Origin of the sequence: Caballeronia sordidicola, assembly GCF_002220365.1 — a bacterium.
Taxonomy (GTDB): Bacteria; Pseudomonadota; Gammaproteobacteria; order Burkholderiales; family Burkholderiaceae; genus Caballeronia; species Caballeronia sordidicola_C.
In genome coordinates this window covers 1-24,749 of record NZ_MTHB01000096.1, presented here as the reverse complement: position 1 = coordinate 24,749, position 24,749 = coordinate 1, and the positions used below count along the sequence as shown (strand labels likewise).

Sequence of the window (24,749 nt, the reverse complement as noted above, 5' to 3'; positions counted from 1 at the left end):
GCTCACATCGGTTGGAAAAGCACATGGTGGATACGAAGACGCCCGCGGGTCCGGCGAAAAATGCCAGCAATCTCGCGGCACAAATCTATACGCAACTGAAGGCCGATATTTTCGATTTCCGGCTGCTGCCGGGCGACAAATTCAGCGAAGGCGACATTGCAACACGCATGCAGGTGAGCCGGACACCGGTTCGCCAAGCTCTGTTTTGGCTGCAGCGCGAAGGATACGTCGACGTGCATTTTAAAAGCGGCTGGCAGGTGCGCGCTTTCGATTTCAAATACTTCGAGGACCTGTACGAAGTGCGGGTCATGATGGAGACCTCCGCTATTGCCCGGGTCGTCGCTCTGGATGCAATGGACAGGCTCGATACGTTACGCGAGACATGGTGTGTGCCGGCCGGGGACTACCTCACTGACTCGACAGTCGTGGCGGCGCTCGACGAGGCGTTTCACACCCGCATTGTCGCGGCCGTGGGCAACGACGAGATGGCGCGCATTCACCAGGACGTAACAGAGCGCATCCGGATCATCCGCCGCCTGGATTTTACGAAGGCACCCCGTATAGATGCCACCTACCGGGAGCATGGAGAAATCCTGTCGGCGATCTTCGCAAAGGACGTCTCCGGCGCACAAGAGATGATCCGTGCGCACATCGCGGAGAGCCAGGCCGAGGTGAAGCGCATCACGCTTTACATGCTCCATTCAGCACGCGAGCGGTACGCCAGTCAGGATGATTCGTAGCGTACCTCCGAAAGCGTGCACACCGCACCAGTTTTGAGCGCGTACGCACCGCGCCTAGTCAGTCATCTGACCTGGGAGTGACAGCCTAATACCCGGAAAGCCTTTTCTACAAAGGCTTTCACGTTCTTGGCCCAGAATTTGCAAATGGTATTCCGTCTTGGATACAAGACTAAATCCAACTTACATTCTGGTTAAGGACGGGCAATGAAAAAGCGTGAGTTCCTGAAGGTCGCATCGGCAGCGGGGGTTGCAGGCGTAGTTGGCAAGATCCCTTCGGCTTTCGCTCAAAGCGACAAAGGCCCCATCAAAGTGGGCGTATTGCATTCCCTGTCCGGCACGATGGCGATTTCAGAAACGTCGCTCAAAGACACGGCGCTGATGACCATTGCGCAGATCAATGCGAGCGGCGGCGTGCTGGGTCGTCAACTGGAACCGGTAGTGGTCGACCCCGCCTCCAACTGGCCGCTGTTCGCCGAGAAAGCCCGTCAGCTGATCTCGCAAGACAAGGTCGCGGTGACCTTCGGCTGCTGGACCTCGGTGTCGCGTAAATCGGTGCTGCCGGTGTTCGAGGAACTCAACGGCCTGCTCTTCTACCCGGTGCAGTACGAAGGTGAAGAGATGTCGCGCAACGTCTTCTACACGGGCGCCGCGCCGAATCAGCAAGCGATTCCCGCCACCGAATACCTGATGAGTAAGGAAGGCGGCGGCGCCAAGCGCTTCTTCCTGCTGGGCACCGACTACGTCTATCCCCGCACGACCAACAAGATCCTGCGCTCGTTCCTGCATTCCAAGGGCGTCAAGGACGACGACATTCAAGAGGTCTACACGCCGTTCGGGCACGCGGACTATCAGACGATTGTCGCGAACATCAAGACGTTCTCGCAAGGCGGCAAGACCTGCGTGATCTCGACGGTGAACGGCGACTCGAACGTGCCGTTCTATAAGGAGTTGGGCAATCAGGGGTTGAAGGCCACCGACGTGCCGGTCGTCGCGTTCTCGGTGGGCGAAGAGGAACTGCGCGGGATCGATACGAAACCGCTGGTGGGCAATCTCGCGGCGTGGAACTACTTCATGTCGCTGAAGAACCCGGAGAACACGAAGTTCAAGGCGATGTTCGCCGACTGGGTCAAGAAGAACAACCTGCCTGGCGGCGACAAGCGCGTGACGAACGATCCGATGGAAGCGACCTTTGTCGGCATCCATTTGTGGAAGCAGGCGGCCGAAAAAGCGAAGAGCGTGGAGGTCGACAAGATCCGCGTGGCCATGGTCGGCCAGAAGTTCGCGGCCCCCTCGGGCTTTACGCTTGAGATGGATGGGAACCACCACTTGCACAAGCCCGTCATGATTGGCGAAGTGCGTGCCGACGGCCAGTTCAACGTCGTGTGGCGCACGAAGACGGCGATCCGCGCGCAACCGTGGAGCCCGTACATTCCGGGCAACGAAGGCAAGCCGGATGTAGTGAGCTCGATTCCGGACTTCCTGCGCCGGCGACGTGTGGCTTAAAGGCTTGGGTTTAAGCCTCGGGTTTAAGCCTTAGTAAGTACCAGCGTTGAAACATCGGACCGCCGCGCTCGAAGCATAAAAACTAGAGCGGCGGTTCGTACGAGTCCGGGCGACATGCAACACGCAACATGCAACACGCAATGCAGCACACCGCCCCGCACTCCGCTCTACCTGACAGGCCCTTCATGACTGATTCGATGCTTCGCTTGGCTCGCCGTGGCCTCTGCGCAATGCTGATTGCCTGCATGCCTCTGGTTGCGTTTGCCGCGCTGACAGCCGACGATCTCGCGCCACTCGCGGCCGACGACTTCGATGCCAAATCCGCCGCCGTCGACAAGCTGATCGCCAACGCCGATGCGCCCTCAATTGCCGTATTGAACGCGCTCTCCGATGGCTCGTTGGTCGCCACCGACGCCGGCCGCGTGCTGATCCAGACCGATGACGGCAACAAGGACCCGCTCACCAACAAGATCGTTGAGGCGCCCGATGCGCAACCGGTCACCTTGAACAATCTGCTGCGCTCGAAGGTGTCGGGTGCGGTGTCGGGCTTGCAACTGGCGTCGCCCGATATCGCTACACGGCGCGCCGCCATTGACGAATTGCTCAAGAACGCCGATCCGTCGATCAAGCCACTGGTCGATAAAGCCCGCGCCAAGGAAACCGATCCGACGCTTAAAAAACGCCTCGATACGCTCTGGGCCACCACCGCGTTACACGATACCGACGCCAACAAACGCCTCGAAGCCGTGCAACTGGTCGCCGCGCGCCACGACCTCGATATGAACGAACTCTTGCGCCCGATCGTCGCGAAGAACGCGGACGGCACGTTTAACGAACCCGATGAACGCGTACGTGCAGCGGCTCAAGCGGGGATTGAAGAGCTGAATTCGATTCAGCGGCGCGGCGAGATTGTCGGCACGATCTTCGCGGGTCTGTCGCTGGGCAGCGTGCTGTTGCTCGCAGCGCTGGGTCTGGCGATCACGTACGGTCTCATTGGCGTGATCAACATGGCCCACGGCGAGTTCCTCATGATTGGCGCCTATGCCACGTATGTGGTCCAGAACCTCGTCCAGCACTACGCACCGGGTGCGTTCAACTGGTATCCGCTGTTCGCCGTTCCAGTGTCGTTTGCAGCGGCTGCGGTAGTCGGCATCGTGCTCGAACGACTGGTGCTGAAACATCTCTACGGCCGTCCACTCGAAACGCTGCTGACCACCTTCGGCATCAGCCTGATCCTGATTCAGGCGACGCGAACCATCTTCGGCGCGCAGAACGTGCAAGTGACGAACCCCTCGTGGATGAGCGGTGGCGTCTCCATCATGCAGAACCTCATATTGCCTTACAACCGCCTGACCATCTTCGGCTTCTCGCTGGTCGTCGTGCTGCTCGCGTGGGTCGTGCTCACCAAGACGCGCCTGGGCCTGTTCGTGCGCGCCGTGACGCAGAACCGCCGCATGGCCGCGTGCGTGGGCGTAAAAACTTCCCGCGTGGATTCGTATGCGTTCGCCTTCGGCGCAGGCATCGCCGGACTGGGCGGTTGCGCGCTCTCGCAGATCGGCAATATCGGGCCGGATCTGGGGCAGAGCTACATCATCGATTCATTCATGACCGTGGTGCTGGGTGGCGTCGGCCAACTGGCGGGAACGGTGATCGGCGGCTTTGGACTCGGGCTTGTCAGCAAGACGATCGAGCCGTTCTGGGGGGCGGTGCTCGCGAAGATCGCGGTGCTGGTGCTGATCGTGTTGTTCATCCAGAAGCGTCCTCAGGGCATGTTCGCCCTGAAGGGCCGAAGCGCCGAGGTTTGAGATGACTACGCCCAACGTCTCCGCGAATCTCGATGTTGCGCCGCAACCCGATGAGCAAGCCAGGCGCGCAGGCTTTGCGCTCGGCCTGCCGCCGCGTGCGGCGCTCTTGCCCCGCAGCGGCTGGATTGCGCTGATCGCGTTCGTGATCGCGATGGGCATCTGCGTGCCCATCGCCGCGCTCGTGCTGCCGGAGTCGAGCACGTTTCACCTCTCCGCCTATTCGATGACGCTCGTGGGCAAGCTCATGTGCTACGCGATCGGCGCGCTGGCGCTCGATCTTGTGTGGGGTTACTGCGGCATCCTGAGCCTCGGGCACGCGCTGTTCTTCGCGCTCGGCGGCTATGCGATGGGCATGTACCTGATGCGCTCGATTGGCCGCGAGGGCAACTATCAGAGCGATCTGCCCGACTTCATGGTGTTCCTCGACTGGCACAAGCTGCCGTGGTACTGGCAGGGCACTGAACACCTCTGGTATGCGCTGTTGCTGGTGATCGCGGTGCCGGGGATACTCGCCTGGGTGTTTGGCTTCTTCACGTTCCGCTCGCGTGTCAAAGGCGTGTACCTGTCGATCATCACGCAGGCGATGACGTTCGCTGCGATGCTGCTGTTCTATCGCAACGAAACCGGTTTCGGCGGTAATAACGGTTTTACCGATTTCAAGCGCATCGCGGGCTTTCCGATTACGTCGGCCAGTACCCGCACGGTGCTGTTTCTGATGACACTCGGTGTGCTGATTCTGGCGTTTATCGCGGCGCGGGCGATCGTGACATCGAAGCTTGGGCGCGTGGTGACCGGTGTGCGCGATGGCGAAGCGCGGCTGATGTTCCTGGGTTACAGCCCGCTTGCGTACAAGCTCTTTATCTGGACGGTATCGGCCATTCTGTGCGGCATTGCGGGCGCGTTGTACGTGCCGCAGGTGGGCATCATCAATCCCAACGAGATGTCGCCGGGCAACTCCATCGAGATGGCGATCTGGGTGGCCGTGGGGGGTCGGGGAACGCTAATCGGGCCGATCATCGGGGCGTTTGCGGTGAATGGTGCGAAGAGCTTTTTTACGGCGAATTTCCCTGAATACTGGTTGTTCTTCCTGGGCCTGATCTTTACGCTCGTGCCCTTGCTGCTGCCCAACGGCATCATGGGCCTGATCGATATCGCCCTGCGTAAGAAGAAAGCGGGAGGACATTCACATTGAACACTTTAGCTAACGCGTACAACGCCTTGATCGTGGACTTGCCGCCGCTGCCGGAAATGGATGAAAAGAGCGAGCGCAATCAGAACGGCATCACGGGCCTGGGCCACGTGCTGGAGCCGGGCGAGATCGATGTCTCGCACGGCACGATCCTGTATCTGGAAGACGTGACGGTGAGCTTCGATGGATTCCGCGCGCTCAACAAGCTGACGCTGTCCATTGATGTAGGCGAACTGCGCTGCGTGATCGGGCCGAACGGCGCGGGCAAGACCACGATGATGGACGTGATCACCGGCAAGACGCGCCCCGATTCGGGCAAGGTGTTTCTGGGCCAGACGTTTGACCTCACGCGCATGTCGGAGCCGGTGATCGCGCGCACGGGCATTGGACGTAAATTCCAGAAGCCGACGGTGTTCGAGAACCACCCGGTGTGGGAGAACCTCGAACTTGCCATGAAAACCGACAAGGGGTGGTTAGCCTCGCTCAGATCGAAGCTGGATCGGGCGGCACAAGCAAGGATCGAAGAGACGCTGGAGCTGATTCACCTTGAAGCCGATGCCACGCGTTATGCGGGCGAGCTCTCGCACGGTCAGAAGCAGCGGCTGGAGATTGGCATGTTGCTGATGCAGCAACCGGCGCTGCTGTTACTCGATGAACCGGCAGCCGGCATGACGGACCATGAAACCATGCAGCTCGCGGAGTTGCTCAATAAACTGCGCGGCACGTGTTCGATGATGGTGGTCGAGCACGACATGGAGTTCGTCGCGGCGCTCTCGGGCGACACGGGACGCGTGACGGTGATGGCTGAAGGCAGCGTGCTTGCGCACGGCACGCTTGACGAAGTGAAGCGCAATGAGAAAGTGATCGAGTCGTACCTCGGCCGCTGATTTGATCACCACGGAAGCTCAACACCATGCTCGAAGTCGATTCCCTCAACCAGTTCTACGGCGGCAGTCACATCCTGCGCGATGTGAAGATGACCGTGCCCGATGGAAAGCTCACGGTGCTGCTGGGTCGCAATGGCGTGGGCAAGACCACCTTGCTGCGCTGCCTGATGGGCGTGGTGCCCACCAAAAGCGGCACGATCTCCTGGCGCGGCGCGAAGATCTCGTCGATGCCCACTTACAAGCGCGTATCGAGCGGCCTGGCTTATGTGCCGCAAGGACGCGACATCTTCGGGCGTCTGACCGTAGAAGAGAACCTGCTGGTGGGCGCGGCGAGCCGCAAATCGCCATCGAAGGTGCCGGACCGGATCTACGAACTGTTCCCGGTGTTGAAGGAGATGAAAAGCCGGCGCGGCGGTGATCTGTCGGGCGGCCAGCAACAGCAGTTGGCGATCGGCCGTGCATTGATGAGCGAACCACAGTTGCTGATCCTCGACGAACCCACCGAAGGCATCCAACCGTCCATCATCCAGGATATCGGGCGCACGTTGCGTCAACTCGTCGATGAAATGGGCATGACGGTGTTGCTCGTGGAGCAGTACTACGACTTCGCCCGCGAGTTGGCCGACCGCTACTGGGTGATGAGCCGCGGCGAGATCGTCGCGGGTGGCGCGGGCGTGGATATGGAAGCAGAAGGCGTGCGGGAGTTGATCGCGGTCTGACGCTCGCCGTACTATTGGCGACTTGCTCCGACTTAGAAAGCCTCATGCATCACGAACCTATAGCCGCACTGCTGCCAGCTACCGCCTCCGAAACAGCCTCTGCCTCCGATACCGGCGAGTGGCATGGCAAGCTCGAACTCGGCTTCACGCCTCAATCTTCCGGGCGCACAGCGCTCACTCACAGAAAGCATGTTGGGCCTTTGCGCATGCAACGGCCCTTGTACCCCGAAGGCGAGAGCATCTGCCACGCGGTGATCGTGCATCCGCCGGGCGGCGTGGCGGGCGGCGACCGGCTTGCAATCGACATCGACCTAGCTGGGCAAACGCACGCCGTCATCACTACGCCGGGCGCGACCAAGTGGTACAAGGCGAACGGCAAGCTCGCGACGCAGCGCATCGATATCCGCGTCGGCGCGCACGCCAGGCTCGACTGGTTACCGCAGAACAACATCGTGTTCGAGTCATCAAACGTGGCGCTGGATTTCACGCTGACGGTAGACCCGACGGCGACGGCTCTCGGCTGGGACGCGATGCAACTGGGCCGTCAGGCAGCCGGCGAACGGTGGTCGGACGGTCGGCTGGTCTCCACGGCGCGGATCAAAGACAGCCAGGGCCGGCTGCGCTGGTTCGAACGCGCGCTGCTCTGCGCTGACGATCCTTTGCGCCTCGCGCCGCAGGGTCTCGCAGGCTTTCCCGCCTATGGCACGTTCTGGGCAATCGGCGCCGCCTGTGACGACGCGCTGGCGGAGTTCCTGACAGCACGCCTTCCGTTCAATGAAACCCTCCGCGCCGCCGCCTCATGCGTCGCACCGGGTGTCATGATCATCCGAGCCGCAAGCCATTCGATGGAGCCACTCCAACAATTAATGATCGAATGCTGGACTACGTTGCGCCCGCTCATTCACGGCACTGACGCCAGACCATTACGGCTTTGGACAACGTAGCCGGGTAATTCCTCAGAAAATGCGCACCATAAAAGCGCACAATTGCGCCCATACTTTGTGCATCGCCAAGGTGGGTATCTCGCTCAGGCCCATCCAGAAAGGCGCAAAGCGAATGGCACGACTCTCGCTTTACTCCCTTTCCGACGAGTGCGTCCATGAATGAGACGCACCGCGCCACATCGCGATCCAAGGAAAGAGAATCAAATGACCAACACGCTTCGCCGCAACGCTCTTCGCACGGCAGTCGCTGCCCTCATCGCCCTCCCGACTCTTGCTCTAGTCCCGCTCACCGCCCACGCCGACGCGCTCGATAACATCACGAAAGCCGGCGTCCTGAAAGTCGCCGTGCCGGAGGATTACCCGCCGTTCGGCGCGGTCGGCGGCGATATGCAGCCCCAGGGTTATGACATCGACATGGCCGCGCTGCTCGCCAAATCGCTGGGCGTGAAGCTCGAACTCGTGCCGGTCAACAGCGCGAATCGTGTGCCGTATCTGACGACCAACAAGGTGGACCTGGTGATCTCGTCGCTGGGCAAGACGCCGGACCGCGAGAAGGTCATGGACTTTTCCGCGGCTTACGCCCCGTACTTCCAGGGCGTGTTCGGCCCCGCCGATATCAAGGTCACCGGTCCCGCCGACCTGACCGGCAAGACGGTAGGAGCGACGCGCGGTGCGCTCGAAGAAATCGCGCTCACGCAAATGGCGCCGAACGCGACCATCAAGCGTTTCGAAGACAACAACGCGACCATCCAGGCATTTCTCTCCGGCCAGGTTCAGCTGATCGCGGCGGGCAACATCGTGGCTGCAGCGATCCTCGCGAAGAATCCCCCGCGCCGTCCGGAGCCGAAGTTCGTGATCAAGAACTCGCCGTGTTTCGTCGGCATGAACAAGAATGAACCGCGCCTGCTGGCTAAAGTCGATGCGGCCATCGCCCAGTCGAAAAAGGACGGCTCGCTCGAAGCCATGTCGCAGAAGTGGTTCAAGGCACCGTTGCCGGCAGGTTTGTAGTCTCGCGCGTCACTCCAGATCAAGCTTAAATAACAAGGCGCCGCTTTAATGGCTTATCAACTCCAGTTCGGCGATCTCGGGCAATACGCCGGCATGTTTGCGAGCGGCGCGGCGGTCACGCTCGGGCTGACCGCCGTATCGACCGTGCTCGGCCTCACGGTCGGCATACTCGGTGCTGCGGGCAAAGGCAGCAAGTACCCGGCGGTGCGCTCGTTCGTTGGCGGCTACGTAGAAGCGATCCGCAATACGCCGTTCATCGTGCAATTGTTCTTCGTGTTCTTCGGGCTGCCGGCGCTGGGTATTCGTATCGATGAATACGTCGCCGCCGTGCTCGCCATGACACTCAACCTCGGCGCGTATTCGGTGGAGATCATTCGCTCGGGTATCGCCGCCGTGCCGAAGGGGCATCTTGAAGCAGCGGCGTCGCTTGCCATGACACGTGGCGAGACCTTCAGGCATGTGGTCTTGCCGCAAGCCATCGCCAAGGTGTTCCCTGCCCTCACCAGCCAGATCGTGATCACGATGCTCGGTTCGGCTGTTGTATCGCAGATATCCGTGGCCGACCTGACCTACGCCGCGAGCTACATCCAGTCGCGCAACTTCCGCGCGTTCGAAACGTATTTCCTGATCACGGCTGCTTATCTCGTGATGGCGATCCTCCTGCGCTTCGCGCTCAACGAAGCAGGCAAACGCCTGTTCGCGCGCAATCTGCGAGGTGCCCGATGATCGAATTTACCTTCGAGCAGATACTCACCAACCTGTTGCTTGCGGCCCGCTGGACCATCGTGCTGTCGATCGTTTCGTTCGTAGCCGGCGGTATCGTGGGCTTCGTCCTGCTCATCATGCGGGTCTCGAGTTCGCGAGTATTGCGCACTATCGTGAAGGTCTATATCGAGATCTTCCAGGGCACGCCGCTGCTGATGCAATTGTTCCTCGTGTTCTTCGGCTTGCCGTTGCTCGGCATCGAGGTCCAGCCATGGATTGCTGCAACGGTCGGCCTCACGTTGTTCACCAGCGCCTATCTCGCCGAGATCTGGCGCGGCTGCGTTGAAGCAATTCCCAAGGGTCAATGGGAAGCGTCGTCCAGCCTCGCGATGAATTACCTCGAGCAACTGCGCCACGTGATCCTTCCGCAAGCCACGCGCATCGCCATCGGGCCGACGGTCGGCTTCGGCGTGCAAGCCGTGAAGGACACGGCGCTGGTCTCGATCATCGGCTTCACCGAACTCACCAAAGCCGGCACGATGATTTCGAACGCGACGTTCAGGCCGTTCGTGGTCTACGGTCTTGTTGCCGTGATCTATTTCGTGATTTGTTATCCGCTTACCCGCTACGCGCGCACGCTCGAAAGGAAATGGAATGCCGCTCGTTGAAACGCAAAACCTCAAGAAGCAGTTCGGCGCGAACCAGGTCCTGAAAGGCATCGATTTCTCGGTCGAATCGGGACAGGTGGTGGCAATCATTGGACGCAGCGGCTCGGGTAAAAGCACCTTGCTGCGGACCTTGAACGGACTGGAAAGTATCGACGAAGGGTCGATCGAAATCGACGGCGAACACATGGACGCTCGTCATGCGGATCTGCGTGCGCTGCGCCTGAAAGTCGGCATGGTGTTCCAGCAGTACAACCTGTTCCCGCATCTCACCGCCGGACAGAACGTGATGCTCGCGCAGACCGTGGTGAAAAAGGTTCACAAGGCAAAGGCGCGCGCGACCGCCGAGCAGGTACTTGAACGCGTCGGCCTCGCCGATAAATTCAACGCCTATCCCGAACAACTGTCGGGTGGACAGCAGCAGCGCGTGGCTATCGCCCGCGCGCTCGCGATGCAACCGACGGTCCTGCTTTGCGATGAAATCACGTCCGCGCTCGACCCTGAACTGGTGGGCGAAGTGCTGGCCGTCGTGGAAAGCCTCGCCGCCGATGGCATGACACTCATCATGGTCACGCACGAGATGCGCTTTGCGCGCCGTGTGTCGAACAAGGTCGTGTTCATGCATCAGGGTCGCGTGTGGGAAAGCGGCACGCCGGAGGAGATCTTCGAGCGGCCGACGACCATCGAGCTACGCAAATTCATCCAATGAAATCGTAGGGTTGCAATGCTAGGATTCTTGCAACAATGACGTTGGCAAAATCGGCCTAATCCAAGACACGTCCCAATCCCATGAAGCTCACTCACCGCGAAAAAGACAAGCTGCTGATCTTCACCGCTGCGCTGCTCGCCGAACGGCGACGCGCACGCGGGCTGAAGCTGAACTATCCGGAGGCCATCGCGTTCATCTCGGCGGCGCTCATGGAAGCAGCACGCGACGGTCGTACCGTCGCCGACGTGATGCACTACGGCACCACGCTGCTCACACGCGACGACGTGATGGACGGCGTGCCGGAAATGATCCCGGACATCCAGATAGAAGCCACCTTCCCCGACGGCACCAAGCTCGTGACCGTGCATCATCCGATTCCCTGAACTTGCAGCACTCTTATGAAAGGAGCCGCGCATGATTCCCGGCGAATATCTCATCGACGATGGTGAGCACGAACTCAACGCGGGCCGCGAGACGGTGTCCGTGACGGTATCGAATACAGGTGACCGGCCGGTGCAGGTCGGTTCGCATTTTCATTTCTTCGAAGTCAACACGGCGCTCGCATTCGAACGCGACAAGGCGAGGGGCTTCCGGCTGAACATTGCATCGGGTACGGCCGTGCGCTTCGAGCCCGGCCAGGAACGCACGGTTGAACTCGTGGCGCTGGCAGGCGATCGCCGAGTCTATGGCTTTAACGGCCTCGTGATGGGTCCGCTTTGATCTCAACTTCAGGATTCTCGACATGACGCTACGCATCGGACGCCGCGCCTACGCGGAGATGTTCGGCCCGACCACCGGCGACCGCGTGCGCCTCGCCGATACCGACTTGCTGATCGAAGTCGAACGCGACTTCACCACCTACGGCGAAGAAGTGAAATTCGGTGGCGGCAAGGTAATTCGCGACGGTATGGGCCAGTCGCAACGCGTGCATGCCGACGTGGTGGATACCGTCGTGACGAACGCGCTGATCCTCGATCACTGGGGCATCGTGAAAGCGGATATCGGCATCAAGAACGGGCGCGTGTTTGCGATCGGCAAGGCGGGCAATCCGGATATCCAGCCGGGCGTGACCATTGCGATCGGCGCCGCCACCGAAGTCATTGCAGGCGAAGGGATGATCGTGACGGCGGGGGGTATCGACTCGCATATTCACTTCATCAGCCCGCAGCAGATTGATGAAGCGCTGGCCTCAGGCGTCACGACGATGCTCGGCGGCGGCACGGGCCCCGCGACCGGCACGAACGCCACGACCTGCACGCCGGGACCATGGCATCTCGAACGCATGCTGCAAGCGGCCGATGGCTGGCCGGTGAACCTTGGCTTTCTCGGCAAGGGCAACGTGAGCTTGCCCGCACCGGCGATAGAACAGATCAAGGCAGGGGCGATCGGGCTCAAGCTGCACGAAGACTGGGGCACGACACCGGCTGCTATCGATAACTGCCTGTGCGTTGCCGACGATACCGACACGCAAGTCGCCATTCACACGGACACGCTGAACGAAGCGGGTTTTGTGGAGACGACCGTGGCCGCGTTCAAGGGCCGCACGATCCACACGTATCACACCGAAGGCGCGGGCGGCGGCCATGCACCCGACATCATCAAGGTCTGCGGCGAGTCGAACGTGCTGCCTTCATCGACGAATCCCACGCGTCCTTACACCATCAACACGCTCGACGAACACCTCGACATGCTGATGGTCTGTCATCACCTCGATCCATCGATTGCCGAAGATATCGCGTTCGCCGAGTCGCGGATTCGCCGCGAGACGATCGCCGCCGAAGACATCCTTCATGACCTCGGCGCGTTGTCCATGTTGTCGTCCGATTCGCAAGCGATGGGACGCGTTGGCGAAGTCATCATGCGCACCTGGCAGACCGCGCACAAGATGAAAACGCAGCGCGGCGCGTTGCCGGAAGACTCATCGCGCAACGATAATTTCCGCGCAAAACGCTACGTCGCCAAGTACACGATCAACCCGGCGATCACGCATGGCATCGCGCATGAAGTCGGGTCCATCGAACCCGGTAAATGGGCCGACCTGGTGTTCTGGGAACCCGCGTTCTTCGGCGTGAAGCCTGCAATGATCCTGAAAGGCGGCATGATCGCGGTCGCGCAGATGGGCGACCCGAACGCATCGATCCCGACGCCGCAGCCAGTGCATTATCGCGAGATGTTCGCCACTCGCGGCGGTGCGTTGGGCAAGACCTCCCTGACGTTCGTCTCGCAGATGGCGCTGGACGACGGTATCGGCGAACGGTATGGGTTGAAGAAGCAAGTGGTCGCGGTGAAGAACTGCCGGAACATCTCGAAGGCCGACATGGTTCACAATGCGTACAGGCCGTCCATTACTGTCGATCCGGAAACGTATCAGGTTGTAGCCGACGGCCAGTTGCTCACCTGCGAGCCGGCAACCGTCTTGCCGATGGCGCAGCGCTACTTCCTTTTTTGAGACTTTCATGCGCACGATCGACAAACGTATCGAAGCGAAACTTGCCGCACCGTTGATCAAACGCGCGCCTACGCTGACCCTTCCCTTCGATGACCGCTGCAAGAGCCGCCTCGCGGCCACGCTGGATAACGGTGAAGAAATTGCGCTGGTGCTGCCGCGCGGCACGGTGCTGCGCGACAGCGACATGCTGGTCGCAGACGACGGCGGCCTCGTGCGCGTGATCGCAGCGCCGCAGGATGTGCTGGTTGTACACGCCCACGATCCTATTACCCTGACGCGCGCCGCATACCACTTGGGTAATCGTCACACGCCGGTGGAAGTGACTGCGGGTCAGTTGAAACTGGAAGCTGATCCGGTGCTGGAAGACATGCTGAAGCGTCTGGGCGCGCATGTGGATCACGCGACGGCGCCGTTTCAACCGGAAACGGGCGCGTATGGCGGCGGTCACAAGCATGGCCATGACGAGACGTTTGTAGAGGACTACGCGCTCGCGCAAAAGGTCTTCGATGAACATCACGGGCACGATCATGGACACGCGCACGGCGCAGGCCACGACCATGGCGACCATTCGCAGTGCGCGCATGGGCACGCGGACCATGGCGCTCAAGATCACGCACACGACCACGCAGCTCACGGCCACGGCCACGGTCATGCGCATCGCTGAGCTCACGGCCCTGCTTCATCTGGCGTCGCCGGCGTTGCCTATCGGCGCGTTCAGTTACTCGCAGGGTCTTGAGTCGGCGATAGAACATGGCTTGATCCACGATGGCGACAGCGCCCGCGAATGGATCGCCAGCGGCTTGACCAATGTGCTCGCACGCGGCGAGTTGCCGTTCCTTGCCCATCAGATGACCCGCTGGCGCGATCACGATGCAGCAGGACTTGCGGCCGCCGATGAAGAATTCCTCGCCAGCCGCGAGTCCTCGGAATTGCGTCGCGAGACGCAGCAAATGGGCTGGTCGCTTGCGCAGTTGTGCACGCAGCTCGAATGGGGCGACGCCGAGCGCCTCGCGACGCTGAACGCCATCAAACCCGTCTCGCAGCCGACCGCGTTTGCCTTCGCCGCCTACGCCAACGATGCCGCCACCGGCGCCGCTCTCGCCGCCTACGCCTTTTCGTGGGTCGAAAACCAGGCCGCCGCCGCGTTAAAAGCCGTGCCACTAGGCCAGATCGCGGGACAGCGGATCATTGTTGCGTTGCGCGTTGCTATCGATACCGCTGTAGAAAAAGCGCTCGACACCTCGCCCGGCGAAATCAACACCTTCGCGCCGCAACTTGGCATTCTCTCGGCGCGCCACGAATCACAATATTCACGCTTGTTCCGCTCTTAAGAAAACATGAACGCACCCGTCTATTCCGCCGCTGCCCGCCGCTCCAAGAAACTGCCGCCCTTGCGCGTGGGCGTGGGAGGCCCGGTCGGCTCGGGCAAGACCACGCTGCTCGAAATGCTCTGCAAGGCGATGCGCGACAAATACGACCTAGTCGCGATCACCAACGACATCTATACGAAAGAGGATCAGCGCCTGCTGACGGTTGCGGGCGCTTTGCCGGCCGAACGCATCATGGGTGTGGAAACGGGCGGCTGCCCGCACACGGCGATCCGCGAAGACGCATCCATCAACCTGGAAGCGGTCGACCAGATGATCGAGCGTTTCCCGGACGCAGATATCGTGTTCATCGAATCGGGTGGGGATAATCTCGCGGCCACCTTCAGCCCGGAATTATCGGACCTGACTATCTACGTGATCGATGTCGCCGGCGGCGAAAAAATTCCGCGCAAGGGCGGCCCGGGTATCACGAAATCCGACCTGCTGGTCATCAACAAGATCGACTTGGCGCCCTATGTAGGCGCAAATCTCGACATCATGGCCTCCGATGCCAGGAAGATGCGCGGAGAACGGCCATTTGTCATGTGCAACCTGAAGGCGCTGGAAGGGCTCGACGTCGTGATTCGGTTCATCGAAAAGAAGGGGCTGCTCGCGGCCTGAGCGCAGGTTTCGGCCGCTGGAAGAAACTGTTCCCGCCCGATCGAGTGCGTTAACATGTCGCCTTGCCCTTTTTACGGCCATAGGCCCGCTTCCGGAGACCTCTGATCGACAGTCCTGACACGCTCCTCATTCGCGACGCCGCCGTACGGCTGAACCCGTTGCCCACAGCGTCCTCGACACTCATGGCGCAGCCCTCGAAGCGCATCGCGGTGCTGTTTCACATCGCGGATTTCAATGACGGTGGCATCGAATCGTCGTTGATGCAGTGGCTGCGGATCTACGACCGCGCGCGCTTCACGGTGACGCTGTCCGTCATGTTTTCTTCCCCCGCGTTCGAACAGCGCTTTCGCGCGCTGGTTCCCGCGGACGTCGGCGTCGAGATTCTCACCGACAAACCCTGGCTCAACCTGTTCCAGGCACGTCGTTACGCACAGCGGTTAAGCAAGCTCGGCCGTGTCGGCCGCGACGTCTTCAACACGCTCGCGGTGCGCCCCTACGTGAAGGCCCGTGTAGCCGCGCTGGCGCAGCGTCACGACATCATCATCGACTTCGACATGTCGCTGCGCCGCCTGGCTGGCCGCTTCGGCGTGGCGTGGCTCGGCGTGAACCATTTCAGCTTCGATGCACGGCTGGGCGGCCGGCGCCGGAAAATGAAACGTCTGCTCGCGCAATATGGGCGCTACGACGGCATCGCCGCGCTGAACCACCAGATGGCCGATGAAGCGAGCGAGCTGTTCAATGGCCATCTGCGCAATGTGTTCGTGCTGCCGAATGCGATCGATATCGACCGGATTCGCGAGAACGGCGCATATGTGGAACCGCCGCCGTGCGCCGGGCCGTACATCGTTTCAGTGGCGCGGCTCGACGAGATCCAGAAGGATCACCGGACCTTGCTGCGAGCTTACGCACAGCTTGTCAGGACGCAGGGTGGCAATGGGTTGCAGGAAGACCTGGTGATTGTCGGGGACGGTGGTTTTCGCGGTGAGCTGGAAGCGCTGGCGGCGGAGTTGGGGATCGGGGAACGGGTGCATTTCACGGGGTATCGGAACAATCCGCACGCCGTCGTGGCGCATGCGAGTGCGCTGGTACTCAGCTCGCGCTACGAAGGCATGCCAATGGTCCTGCTCGAGGCGCTGGCGCTTGGCAAGCCGGTTATTTCCACCGATTGCCCGACGGGGCCGCGCGAGATCCTGGACGACGGCCGGTTCGGGCTGCTGGTTCCTATCGGCGACGTGGGCGCCATGGCAGAGGCATTGTCGCGCTTGTTATCGGACCATGCCCTGCGTGATGGCTTTACGCGTGAAGCGCTGGAACGGGCGCGGGCGTATGGCGTGGAGGCGAGCAATGAGAGGTTCGTTGCTTGCGTGACGCGGCTTTTGGCGCAACGGGGTTAAACCACCAGCGTTGTCCGGCCGTCCCGCCGGGCTCACTGTTCCTCTGCCTGCGTACGCAACAACGCCCCCAGCACTCCCACCGTCCTTGCCGTCGCCCCACGATGCTTCGCCGCGAACGCCGACGCCGCCGCGCTCATGGCGAGCCGGCGGGGTTTATCGGTGAAAAGCTCCCGCAGGCCGCGCGCCAGCGCCGCCGGATCACTCACGCGCAACGCCGCGCCCTCCGTGATGGCATCGTTCGTTGCTTGCGTGAAATTGAAGGTGTGCGGGCCAATCAGCACCGGCACGCCCGCCGCACACGCCTCGATCAGGTTCTGCCCGCCCAGCGGCAGCAAACTCCCGCCGATAAACGCCAGGTCCGACGCCGCGTAATATGCGCTCAACTCGCCCATCGAATCGCCGAGCAGCACGTTGACGTCCGGAGGCAAAGCGGGTGCGGCATCGACTCCCGATCCCGCTGCCGCCGCCCGTCCCGCCCAGGCGGAACGGCGTACATAGGACTGCGCGGCGGCTTCGATCAAGACGGCCACTTCGTCGAAACGCTGCGGATGGCGCGGCACGAGGATCAGCAACGCATCGGGTATGCGGGCTCGCAAAGTCGTGAACGCCTGCAGCACCAGCGCTTCCTCACCCTCGCGCGTGCTCGCCGCCACCCATACCGGGCGCTCCCCAATCGCCGCGCGCCATGCATGGCCACGCGCATAGAGTTCGGGCGGCGCGGCCATATCGAATTTCAGGTTGCCAAGCACCGCGATGTTGCGCGCGCCCAGCGCGCTCAGGCGGTCCGCGTCGGACTGTGTCTGCGCCAGCACGCGCGTAAAACCACCGAACACTTCGCGCGTTGCATGGCCGAACTTCGCCGCGCGCTTGAACGAGCGCGCCGACATCCGCGCGTTGGTCAGCACCAGCGGGATATCGGCCCGCTTGCATTCGTCGATGAGTGTCGGCCACACTTCCGTTTCCATCACGATGCCGAGCGACGGCCGCCACGCGCGCAGGAACCGCCGCACGAGGGACGGCGAATCGTAGGGAAGATAGCTGCGCGAAATACGATCGCCGTAGAGCTCGACGCCGGTCGCGCGGCCGCTCGGGGTCATGTGCGTCAGCAGGATGCGGGCGTCGGGATGGGCTTGTTGCAACGCTTCAATTAACGGCTGCGCCGCGCGCGTCTCCCCCACCGAGACCGCATGGACCCAGATCAACGGCGCGAGGTCGTCGGCACGGCGGACGGGACCAAAGCCAAACCGTTCGCCGATATGTTCGCGATACCCACGCTCCCGCCGCGAGCGGATCAGCAGTCGCAGCACTGCCAGCGGCGCGACAAGCCACCATAACGCGCGATACACGAGCCTCAGCATCGGCCGCCCTCGCGGCAGACGCTCGACAAAAAAGGCAACGACGGCAACGATTGCTCACCACGCACGTGAAAACTCGGGCAGAGGCCCGAACCGACGCCCGGCCCCGCCACACATCCCCACCAGGCTGCGGCGCTCAAACCAGCGCCCTGCCTTTGAGGCGTTGCAGGATTCCGAGCGGCGCGCAGTCGGGCTGGGCCATGGCGCTGACGGGGAGGAAGAAGGTTTGCTCGAGCATGTACTGGCCGGACATGACGGCGTGCGAGGTTTGATCGGAGAAACACACCCACACGCAACCGGGCGGAAACGGCATCTCTTGCTGCGGCGATTTCGCTTGATAGTCGATATCGGCCTTCATTGCGTCGTGCAGATGGAGCATCAGGTGGTCGTATTCGCTGCGCGGCGTCTTGGTGATATGCAGGAGGTTCATGAGCCACGCCGCGCCGGGAAACGGGGCTTTGATGGCGGGCAGGAAGCGTTTTGCCATGTCTTCGAACGGCTCGCCGACGCGCCATACACGCGGCGCGCCATCTGGATTGACGTTGGTGAACACGCGCAGAATGCGCTCGCCATAATTCGGCCGCGACGGAAACGCATCGACGTGAAGGCGGCTATCGTCCTTGCGCCACGACGTCTCGCGCGTTTCCACGCGATGCAGCCGCAAGCTGGTTGGCGCTACCCGCAACTTGTCGCGATATTCAGGGAACAGCCCGTCGACCAGCGAGCGCGCGTTCGCCTGGTAGCGCGCGATCAACGCCCGGACGGCGGATTGCGTGACGGCGTCGCCGAGTACACCCGCCAGCGGGCCGCCATTGGGCGCGAGGCTGATGTTCTTGCGTTCGGGATCGGCGACCTTCGGGTCCAGGAGCGCCCGTTCGCCGCCTTCTATGGCAAACGCCAGACGCGGGAAATACAGGACCTTGCCGCGTTCGACGCCGGCCAGCAACGCCTCGCGCGGCACGGAAAGCTGCTGGCCCTGCCAGTCGGCGGAGGCAACTTCAATAATTTGAGATTCGGTCATGTGCCTTCGATTTGTTTGGATGAGCGAGTGGGCGGACTCGATTATCGTCAATCGGCTTCAATCGGCTTCGATCGGCTTCAATTAACCTCGATTGGCTTCGATTGACGCATCGGGGAAACGTCGCGCCCGGCGAGCGCGGTGCATTTTCGCTCAAACCGACTGCAAAATCCGTTGTGTGAAAGGCCAGCAGTTGATGGACCTCAAACCGCCGGGTTTCGCTTGGCTTTGCTTGGCTTTGCTTGGCTTTGCTTGGCTTTGCTTGGCTTTGCTTGGCTTTGCTTGGTTTCGCTTGGTTTCGCTTGGTTTCGTTAAACGACACGCCGCCGGTTTATCTCGGCGACTGAGCCGATCCTTCGAACCGAAGCCGCTTCCTCACCCTACGCGCCGCCCCATTACCGCTCGCTACCCTACCCGATACCGCTCTGCTACCGCTCATGCATTAAAGCAGCCCGAAGCCTGCGAGGATTGCCTTGACTTGTTGCAACGTCGGATGCTGACTGGCGCTGCCCAGGTTCACCACGCGCGGCGACCAGTAACCGCCGGTGCGCCAGGCGGTCGAGAAATTGTACAACTCGACGGTCGGCCGCTTCAGGGCTGCCGCGATGTGCACGAGTCCCGTGTCCACGCCTACCGTTGCTGCCGCGCCGTCGATCAGGCCGACTACTGCCGGCAGAGAGAGTTTCGGCGGCACGACCGCTGCTGCGCCGAATTCTTTCGCCAGTTTGTCGCTCGTTTCGCGTTCGGTCTCGCTGCCCCATGGGAGCACGATTGATACCCCGCGCCGGATCAGCGTCTGGCCGAGTTCGATCCATGCGGTTTCGGGCCATTGTTTATCGGCGCGGGACGTGGCGTGGACGAACACCACGTACGGCACCGGCAGGTTAAGCCCGGCCTCCGATAACGCCAGCGCGGCGCGGCGCGTATCGATGCCGAATTCGATCGCATCCGTCGGTTCGGGGCGTGGATCGCCGAGTGCGGCGGCGACCAGTTGCCGGGTGCGCTCGACCACGTGCGTGCGCGGTTCGATGGGTACGCGTTTGTCGTAGAAGAAACGAACGGGCCATTCGTAGCCGGCGCCGTCGGTGCGGTTACCGAGGCCGACCAGCTTACCGCGTGCCCAGCTTGCGACCCATGCGGTTTTGATGAGTCCTTGGCAGTCAATGACGAGGTCGTATTTTTCTGCGGCTAGTGTGCGGCGAAAGCGTTGGATTTCGCGCCAGTTATCGAAGGAGAAGAGGCGTTTGCGCCAGCGCCGCAGGGAGAACGGGATGGCGCGGCGAACGCCACCGACGAGTTCGACGAGATCCGTGAAGCTCTCTTCGACTAGCCAGTCGATCTGGGCATCGGGGTGGAGACGACGGATATCGGCGATGGCCGGCATGTTATGGACGACGTCGCCTAGGGACGACACCCGGACAATCAAGATCTTTTGCACGCTGGACACGGTGGGCGCCGTCGGATTGAACGACGCGTGGATAATTTTGGGATGGGGCGGAGTTTACCGCTGGCGCTTGGTCTTAGGGTTGGTTTTTCGCTCGCGCTCGGGGTGCGGGTCTTGCTCGCGCTGGTGTTTTGGGGGGTTATGGGGCTGGTGGTCGGGGTTCGTGTCCGGTTGCCAGGTTTCGGGGTTAGCGGTTGGGGTTGGTGCCGGGGTGCCAGGTTCCTGCGTTAGCGGTCGGAGTCAGTGCCGGGGTGCCAGGTTCCAGCGTTAGCGGTCGGAGTCAGTGCCGGGGTGCCAGGGTTCCTGCGTTAGCGGTCGGAGTCAGTGCCGGGTTGCCAGGTTCCTGCGTTAGCGGTCGGAGTCAATGCCGGGGTGCTGCTTTCAGCCTTAGCGGTCTGCCTGAGTCGGCTTATTTCTTTAGCACTGTTAGCCACTGTGCGTGGCGGCACGTCATTTCTTTGTCCAAAGCGACAAAGAAACGAAGCAAAGAAAACGCTTTCAAACCACGCTACCCTAAGTGTCCAGTAAGCGTCATCTGAAGGCCGCATGTACAGGCAGCTGGATAGTGTCCAAAGTAGTCCCCACCAAATAAGTGATGGGGACTACTTTGTCTAAAGATGAGATGCAGATTTCAAATCGCAAGGGCCGACCGAACTACGATCCGGCCTACAAACGACAGGTCGCGATCGCGGCCTGTGAATCCAATGTTTCCGTGGCTAAACTGGCTCAGGCCCATGGACTCAATCCAAATATGGTTTTCAAATGGCGCCGCGAATACCGCGCCGGGTTGCTTAGCAACGGCGGCGCTGAAGCGACAGTGCTACTCCCTGTGACCTTGCCAACGGAGGTAAAAGCGGAGGCATCCACGGCCCCGGCGGTAGCTGCAAATCCTGAGGGGCCTGCGCGTGATGCAGCAAACATCGAGATCGAGCTCAATGGAGCGCGCGTTCGGCTCACTGGCAGGGTCGACCCCGTTCAATTACGTTTAGTGCTGCGTTGTCTGATGCCCGTATGATCGCACCTCCTTCCGGTACCCGTATTTGGCTGGCCGCTGGCATTACGGACATGCGTCGCGGCATGGACGGCCTCGCTACTCTTGTTCAATCCACTCTGGAACTTGATCCGTTTTCTGGTCACGTTTTCGCCTTTCGTGGACGGCGTGGTGACATCATTAAGATTTTGTGGTGGAGCGGCGACGGCATGAATCTTTATGCGAAGCGTCTTGAGCGCGGCCGTTTTATCTGGCCCCAGGCCGAATCGGGCAGCATTCATCTCTCCGCAGCCCAGCTTTCGATGCTCCTAGAGGGCATTGACTGGCGACGGCCTGAACGGACCTGGCAGCCTACTCGAGCAGCTTAAAAAAAGCCTCTGCGCAAGCGTTCAGAAGCGGCGGGCATGTTTTAAAATAACAAGCATGCCCGCTAGTTCCCTTCCTGACGACATCGCCGCCCTCAAGCGCATGCTGGCTTCGCGCGACGAGACGATTGCCCAGTTGGTGGCTGAGATTGCACGTCTTAAACGCTGGCAGTACGGTCGTTCATCGGAGCGTATGACTGAGCTGATGGATCAGCTCGAACTGGCCCTTGGAGATTTGCCCGTACAGCAGGTGCCGAGCGTTCCAACTACAGACTTGCCCGTCGAAGGCGAAACGGTCGATTCGAAGGAAACAGACAAGGCCGTTGCTCGTCGCCGCAAACCACGCACGTTTCCCGACCACCTCCCACGTGAGACCCTGGTTCATGCGCCCGCGACTTGTGACTGTCCCGAATGCGGAACCCATATGCGTGCGCTCGGCGAAGACGTTTCCGAGATGCTCGATTATGTGCCGGGTTACTTCAAGGTGACTCGGCACGTGCGTCCCAAACTAGCGTGTGGTCGCTGTTCCAAAGTCGTGCAGGTTGCTGCTCCTTCCCGCCCAATCGCAAGGGGTATGGCCGGGGCGGGTCTGCTGGCTCAAGTAGTGGTTTCCAAATACGCTGACCATACCCCGCTGTATCGACAAGCAAGCATCTATCGCCGTGCAGGCATCGAGCTTGATCGCGCAACGCTGGCTTCTTGGGTGCGCGAAGCAGGTCGCCTCCTTGAACCCCTGGCCGACGCCATAGGTCAGTATGTCCTGCAGGCGCAAAAGATCCATACCGACGATACGCCGGTGCCAGTGTTAGATCCCGGTCGCGGAAAGACACGCACGGCGCGACTATGGACGTATGTGAGAGACGATAGGCCAGCAGGCAACCAGGCGCCGCCAGCGGTCTGGTACCAGTACTCGCCTGACCGCAAAGGCGAAAGGCCCAGAGCACATCTCGAGGGCTATTGCGGAATCCTGCAAGCGGATGCCTATAGCGGGTATTCCGCGCTATATCGCGATGGCCAGATTATCGAAGCCGCTTGCTGGGCCCACGCTCGGCGTAAGTACTATGACTTGTTCGAGTTAGACCGCTCTCCGATCGCCGAGGAGGCGCTGCTCCGGATCAGAGCCCTGTACGCAATTGAGAGGGATATCCGCGGACAAATGCCCGCCGTGCGTCAATCGGTTCGCCTGACGCGTGCGAAGCCGCTTCTCATAAGCCTGAAGGTCTGGCTAGAACAAACGCTCTTGCAAGTATCGGTGAAGTCCGGCATAGCCAAGGCGATCAAGTACTCGTTGACGCATTGGCAGGCGCTGACACGTTACTGCGAAGATGGGCGCATCGAAGTGGACAACAACACCGCAGAACGCTCAATTCGCCCTCTAGTAATGGGGCGTTCATTGTGCACCTCCTTCCGAAACCTCGATAAACATTGGGATTTGTCCTTCGACATCGTTGCGACACGGGCGATGTTTGCGTGTTAGCGCCGACGTAACAACCTCGCTGCGTAGATCACTCGCGCGAATCTGCCACGGGGCGTCGGGCATCACCTGCTCGGCTGGCAGAACCCGATCGTTGATCAACCGGCGGATCGCGTGACTGGTGACGCCGAGCAGTTTTGCGGCTTCGAACATCGTCAGCCATTCTCCCTCCTTCTCAGCCGACTTGTACGCATGGATGTCTCGCACTCGCCGTATGGAACTGACACGGTGCGCAGTCCAGGTCTTACCCTGGCCTGTCCGTAACCCCATCCGGTTCAACGATGCGGCGATGTCCTGATCTGACCACCGGCTCGCCATGCTGCGAACGACCGCGAGCGCCTCGTCAGAGGTGCTGCATCCATGCTCGCCCGTTCGGGGCTTGCGAATTCGTAGCTGGGAGTGCTGACCGCCGTGCCAGTGGATCGTCAGTATGACTTCGCGAGCCGCTTCGTCGACGTCTGCAACAATATCGACGATGAGCGCGCGGACTAGCTGCTGGCGCATGCGCATGGTCACGCCCGGAGCGTTCCAGGCTGCCTGGAGATTCTCAGCGAGCTTCACAAAGTCTGGAGGCGCTGCCTCTGCCATCGGCGCCCCTGCCGTCTCCAGACGCGTTTGACAGGCCTGTACCCGACGTAATGCTGCTTCCCAGTTCTTCTCCAATTGCGCGGCAATCAGACGGTTATCGGGGTCGCAGGCGGCGTAGCGTCGCTCGGCGAGCGTCGCCTCGTATTGGGCTTGCTGCAGTTCGAGTTCCACGATCCGCCGCTGCTCGTTCAAGGTATCCATTTGCATATGCTCGGCCTGCTGGGCTGCTTCGATTGCCAAGGGCTCCACGACACGCAGAAGTTCGTTTCCGATGGCAGCGTCGATGCGTGAACCGCCGAAGCTCATGCATCGCGGCGGTATGTCAAAGCGATCACATCGGTAGACGGCCCGCGGGATTCGACCAGTATAGGCCACCGACAGGCGGCGCCCACAGCGCGCGCAAGCAAGCAGGCCAGCGAGCAGTGCCCGTCCACCACGGCTCGATTTTACGTCGCCCGCCTTGCTGTAGGCGTTGGCCGAGAGCTGTTTCTGGTTGCGTTCGAATTCCGCCCAATCGATGTAGCCTTCGTGATGCTCCCGGAGCAGGACATCCCACTCCTCAAACGGCTTGGGATGCTTATAGCTCTTGCGCGCACGCCCATCTACTATCGCCATCTGTTTGCCACTCTTGCCGTACACATATGCGCCGGCATAGAACGGATTCTTGAGCACCGAGATCACGTTACGGTAGCGTACGGGTAGCCAGTCAAAGTGCGTGAGCGTCCTACCGTCAGAAGGACGCGGGAAATGGACCTGTTGAGCTCGTAGCGACAACAAAACCTGTCTTGCGCTACCGAGTTCGCGGAAAC

Annotated in this window: 24 protein-coding genes and 1 pseudogene; 21 read left to right on the top strand and 4 right to left on the bottom strand. The window is 61.1% G+C overall.

Annotation, left to right across the window (positions count from 1 at the left end; genetic code table 11):
* The first annotated feature begins 23 nt into the window (after nt 1-23).
* The 18 genes from BSU04_RS14750 to BSU04_RS14665 all read left to right on the top strand — a co-directional run bounded on the left by BSU04_RS14750 (nt 24) and on the right by BSU04_RS14665 (nt 16,705).
* On the top strand, nt 24-740 hold the full coding sequence (locus BSU04_RS14750; protein ID WP_089161293.1) for a GntR family transcriptional regulator: 717 nt from the start codon (nt 24-26) through the stop codon (nt 738-740).
* 204 nt (nt 741-944) lie between these two features.
* Nucleotides 945-2,243 (top strand): urea ABC transporter substrate-binding protein, encoded by a 1,299-nt coding sequence (gene urtA, locus BSU04_RS14745; RefSeq protein ID WP_089161292.1) that lies wholly within the window; start codon nt 945-947, stop codon nt 2,241-2,243.
* Between the two features lie 185 nt (nt 2,244-2,428).
* A complete protein-coding gene (urtB, locus tag BSU04_RS14740; protein ID WP_089161291.1) occupies nt 2,429-4,048 on the top strand; it encodes an urea ABC transporter permease subunit UrtB in 1,620 nt (539 codons plus the stop codon).
* Nucleotide 4,049: 1 nt separating this feature from the next.
* Nucleotides 4,050-5,240: an urea ABC transporter permease subunit UrtC gene (urtC, locus tag BSU04_RS14735; RefSeq protein WP_089161290.1), complete on the top strand. Its 1,191-nt coding sequence runs from the start codon at nt 4,050-4,052 to the stop codon at nt 5,238-5,240.
* Nucleotides 5,241-5,296: 56 nt separating this feature from the next.
* Nucleotides 5,297-6,124 carry an urea ABC transporter ATP-binding protein UrtD gene (urtD, locus tag BSU04_RS14730; protein WP_089161358.1) on the top strand — a complete coding sequence of 276 codons (828 nt, stop codon included), beginning with the start codon at nt 5,297-5,299 and terminating at the stop codon, nt 6,122-6,124.
* Between the two features lie 26 nt (nt 6,125-6,150).
* Nucleotides 6,151-6,843: an urea ABC transporter ATP-binding subunit UrtE gene (gene urtE, locus BSU04_RS14725; RefSeq protein WP_089161289.1), complete on the top strand. Its 693-nt coding sequence runs from the start codon at nt 6,151-6,153 to the stop codon at nt 6,841-6,843.
* A gap of 44 nt (nt 6,844-6,887) precedes the next feature.
* Complete coding sequence (locus BSU04_RS14720; protein ID WP_089161288.1) at nt 6,888-7,787, top strand: urease accessory protein UreD; 900 nt, start codon at nt 6,888-6,890, stop codon at nt 7,785-7,787.
* 204 nt (nt 7,788-7,991) lie between these two features.
* On the top strand, nt 7,992-8,795 hold the full coding sequence (locus BSU04_RS14715) for a transporter substrate-binding domain-containing protein (RefSeq protein WP_089161287.1): 804 nt from the start codon (nt 7,992-7,994) through the stop codon (nt 8,793-8,795).
* A 48-nt stretch (nt 8,796-8,843) separates the two neighbouring features.
* Complete coding sequence (locus tag BSU04_RS14710) at nt 8,844-9,521, top strand: amino acid ABC transporter permease (RefSeq protein ID WP_089161286.1); 678 nt, start codon at nt 8,844-8,846, stop codon at nt 9,519-9,521.
* On the top strand, nt 9,518-10,168 hold the full coding sequence (locus BSU04_RS14705) for an amino acid ABC transporter permease (RefSeq protein ID WP_089161285.1): 651 nt from the start codon (nt 9,518-9,520) through the stop codon (nt 10,166-10,168). The genes BSU04_RS14710 and BSU04_RS14705 overlap by 4 nt, the downstream gene beginning before the upstream one ends.
* Nucleotides 10,155-10,874: an amino acid ABC transporter ATP-binding protein gene (locus BSU04_RS14700; protein ID WP_089161284.1), complete on the top strand. Its 720-nt coding sequence runs from the start codon at nt 10,155-10,157 to the stop codon at nt 10,872-10,874. Before BSU04_RS14705 ends, BSU04_RS14700 begins: the two co-directional genes overlap by 14 nt.
* An 80-nt stretch (nt 10,875-10,954) precedes the next feature.
* Nucleotides 10,955-11,257 carry an urease subunit gamma gene (locus tag BSU04_RS14695; protein WP_031362362.1) on the top strand — a complete coding sequence of 101 codons (303 nt, stop codon included), beginning with the start codon at nt 10,955-10,957 and terminating at the stop codon, nt 11,255-11,257.
* A gap of 31 nt (nt 11,258-11,288) precedes the next feature.
* The gene (locus tag BSU04_RS14690; RefSeq protein ID WP_089161283.1) at nt 11,289-11,594 is read left to right on the top strand and encodes an urease subunit beta; all 306 of its coding nucleotides are present in this window, start codon (nt 11,289-11,291) and stop codon (nt 11,592-11,594) included.
* 22 nt (nt 11,595-11,616) lie between these two features.
* The gene (ureC, locus tag BSU04_RS14685; RefSeq protein ID WP_089161282.1) at nt 11,617-13,323 is read left to right on the top strand and encodes an urease subunit alpha; all 1,707 of its coding nucleotides are present in this window, start codon (nt 11,617-11,619) and stop codon (nt 13,321-13,323) included.
* A gap of 7 nt (nt 13,324-13,330) precedes the next feature.
* Nucleotides 13,331-13,987 (top strand): urease accessory protein UreE, encoded by a 657-nt coding sequence (ureE, locus tag BSU04_RS14680; protein ID WP_089161281.1) that lies wholly within the window; start codon nt 13,331-13,333, stop codon nt 13,985-13,987.
* A complete protein-coding gene (locus tag BSU04_RS14675) occupies nt 13,974-14,654 on the top strand; it encodes an urease accessory protein UreF (protein ID WP_089161357.1) in 681 nt (226 codons plus the stop codon). Before ureE ends, BSU04_RS14675 begins: the two co-directional genes overlap by 14 nt.
* A gap of 6 nt (nt 14,655-14,660) precedes the next feature.
* Complete coding sequence (gene ureG / locus BSU04_RS14670; protein ID WP_089161280.1) at nt 14,661-15,311, top strand: urease accessory protein UreG; 651 nt, start codon at nt 14,661-14,663, stop codon at nt 15,309-15,311.
* Between the two features lie 182 nt (nt 15,312-15,493).
* A complete protein-coding gene (locus BSU04_RS14665; RefSeq protein ID WP_089161279.1) occupies nt 15,494-16,705 on the top strand; it encodes a glycosyltransferase in 1,212 nt (403 codons plus the stop codon).
* Nucleotides 16,706-16,737: 32 nt separating this feature from the next.
* On the opposite strand, the gene waaA is transcribed toward BSU04_RS14665, so the two are convergent.
* The 3 genes from waaA to waaC form a co-directional block, all read right to left on the bottom strand.
* Nucleotides 16,738-18,063, bottom strand: a complete 1,326-nt coding sequence (gene waaA / locus BSU04_RS14660; protein WP_089161278.1) for a lipid IV(A) 3-deoxy-D-manno-octulosonic acid transferase — start codon at nt 18,061-18,063, stop codon at nt 16,738-16,740.
* A gap of 133 nt (nt 18,064-18,196) precedes the next feature.
* The gene (locus tag BSU04_RS14655) at nt 18,197-19,081 is read right to left on the bottom strand and encodes a Kdo hydroxylase family protein (protein ID WP_089161277.1); all 885 of its coding nucleotides are present in this window, start codon (nt 19,079-19,081) and stop codon (nt 18,197-18,199) included.
* Nucleotides 19,082-19,520: 439 nt separating this feature from the next.
* A complete protein-coding gene (waaC, locus tag BSU04_RS14650) occupies nt 19,521-20,525 on the bottom strand; it encodes a lipopolysaccharide heptosyltransferase I (protein WP_373452833.1) in 1,005 nt (334 codons plus the stop codon).
* Nucleotides 20,526-21,129: 604 nt separating this feature from the next.
* Here waaC and tnpA point away from each other — a divergent pair.
* From tnpA to tnpC, 3 genes and pseudogenes are all read left to right on the top strand, one after another.
* Nucleotides 21,130-21,537, top strand: coding sequence for an IS66-like element accessory protein TnpA (tnpA, locus tag BSU04_RS14645; RefSeq protein WP_256982751.1), 408 nt, complete (start codon nt 21,130-21,132; stop codon nt 21,535-21,537).
* Nucleotides 21,534-21,881: an IS66 family insertion sequence element accessory protein TnpB gene (gene tnpB / locus BSU04_RS14640; protein WP_062093208.1), complete on the top strand. Its 348-nt coding sequence runs from the start codon at nt 21,534-21,536 to the stop codon at nt 21,879-21,881. The genes tnpA and tnpB overlap by 4 nt, the downstream gene beginning before the upstream one ends.
* A gap of 55 nt (nt 21,882-21,936) precedes the next feature.
* A pseudogene (gene tnpC, locus BSU04_RS14635) lies at nt 21,937-23,268 on the top strand (IS66 family transposase); the annotation flags it as partial.
* On the opposite strand, the gene BSU04_RS14630 reads toward tnpC, so the two are convergent.
* Nucleotides 23,269-24,749, bottom strand: a 1,481-nt coding sequence (locus BSU04_RS14630; RefSeq protein WP_144021242.1) for a recombinase family protein, incomplete at its 5' end; no start/stop codon positions are given.

What these genes read in the sequence shown, in the direction of transcription:
- BSU04_RS14750 (WP_089161293.1), top strand. Translation starts at nt 24, where the DNA reads ATGGTGGATACGAAGACGCCCGCGGGTCCGGCGAAAAATGCCAGCAAT.
- urtA (WP_089161292.1), top strand. Translation starts at nt 945, where the DNA reads ATGAAAAAGCGTGAGTTCCTGAAGGTCGCATCGGCAGCGGGGGTTGCA.
- urtB (WP_089161291.1), top strand. Translation starts at nt 2,429, where the DNA reads ATGACTGATTCGATGCTTCGCTTGGCTCGCCGTGGCCTCTGCGCAATG.
- urtC (WP_089161290.1), top strand. Translation starts at nt 4,050, where the DNA reads ATGACTACGCCCAACGTCTCCGCGAATCTCGATGTTGCGCCGCAACCC.
- urtD (WP_089161358.1), top strand. Translation starts at nt 5,297, where the DNA reads ATGGATGAAAAGAGCGAGCGCAATCAGAACGGCATCACGGGCCTGGGC.
- urtE (WP_089161289.1), top strand. Translation starts at nt 6,151, where the DNA reads ATGCTCGAAGTCGATTCCCTCAACCAGTTCTACGGCGGCAGTCACATC.
- BSU04_RS14720 (WP_089161288.1), top strand. Translation starts at nt 6,888, where the DNA reads ATGCATCACGAACCTATAGCCGCACTGCTGCCAGCTACCGCCTCCGAA.
- BSU04_RS14715 (WP_089161287.1), top strand. Translation starts at nt 7,992, where the DNA reads ATGACCAACACGCTTCGCCGCAACGCTCTTCGCACGGCAGTCGCTGCC.
- BSU04_RS14710 (WP_089161286.1), top strand. Translation starts at nt 8,844, where the DNA reads ATGGCTTATCAACTCCAGTTCGGCGATCTCGGGCAATACGCCGGCATG.
- BSU04_RS14705 (WP_089161285.1), top strand. Translation starts at nt 9,518, where the DNA reads ATGATCGAATTTACCTTCGAGCAGATACTCACCAACCTGTTGCTTGCG.
- BSU04_RS14700 (WP_089161284.1), top strand. Translation starts at nt 10,155, where the DNA reads ATGCCGCTCGTTGAAACGCAAAACCTCAAGAAGCAGTTCGGCGCGAAC.
- BSU04_RS14695 (WP_031362362.1), top strand. Translation starts at nt 10,955, where the DNA reads ATGAAGCTCACTCACCGCGAAAAAGACAAGCTGCTGATCTTCACCGCT.
- BSU04_RS14690 (WP_089161283.1), top strand. Translation starts at nt 11,289, where the DNA reads ATGATTCCCGGCGAATATCTCATCGACGATGGTGAGCACGAACTCAAC.
- ureC (WP_089161282.1), top strand. Translation starts at nt 11,617, where the DNA reads ATGACGCTACGCATCGGACGCCGCGCCTACGCGGAGATGTTCGGCCCG.
- ureE (WP_089161281.1), top strand. Translation starts at nt 13,331, where the DNA reads ATGCGCACGATCGACAAACGTATCGAAGCGAAACTTGCCGCACCGTTG.
- BSU04_RS14675 (WP_089161357.1), top strand. Translation starts at nt 13,974, where the DNA reads ATGCGCATCGCTGAGCTCACGGCCCTGCTTCATCTGGCGTCGCCGGCG.
- ureG (WP_089161280.1), top strand. Translation starts at nt 14,661, where the DNA reads ATGAACGCACCCGTCTATTCCGCCGCTGCCCGCCGCTCCAAGAAACTG.
- BSU04_RS14665 (WP_089161279.1), top strand. Translation starts at nt 15,494, where the DNA reads ATGGCGCAGCCCTCGAAGCGCATCGCGGTGCTGTTTCACATCGCGGAT.
- waaA (WP_089161278.1), bottom strand. Translation starts at nt 18,063, where the DNA reads ATGCTGAGGCTCGTGTATCGCGCGTTATGGTGGCTTGTCGCGCCGCTG.
- BSU04_RS14655 (WP_089161277.1), bottom strand. Translation starts at nt 19,081, where the DNA reads ATGACCGAATCTCAAATTATTGAAGTTGCCTCCGCCGACTGGCAGGGC.
- tnpB (WP_062093208.1), top strand. Translation starts at nt 21,534, where the DNA reads ATGATCGCACCTCCTTCCGGTACCCGTATTTGGCTGGCCGCTGGCATT.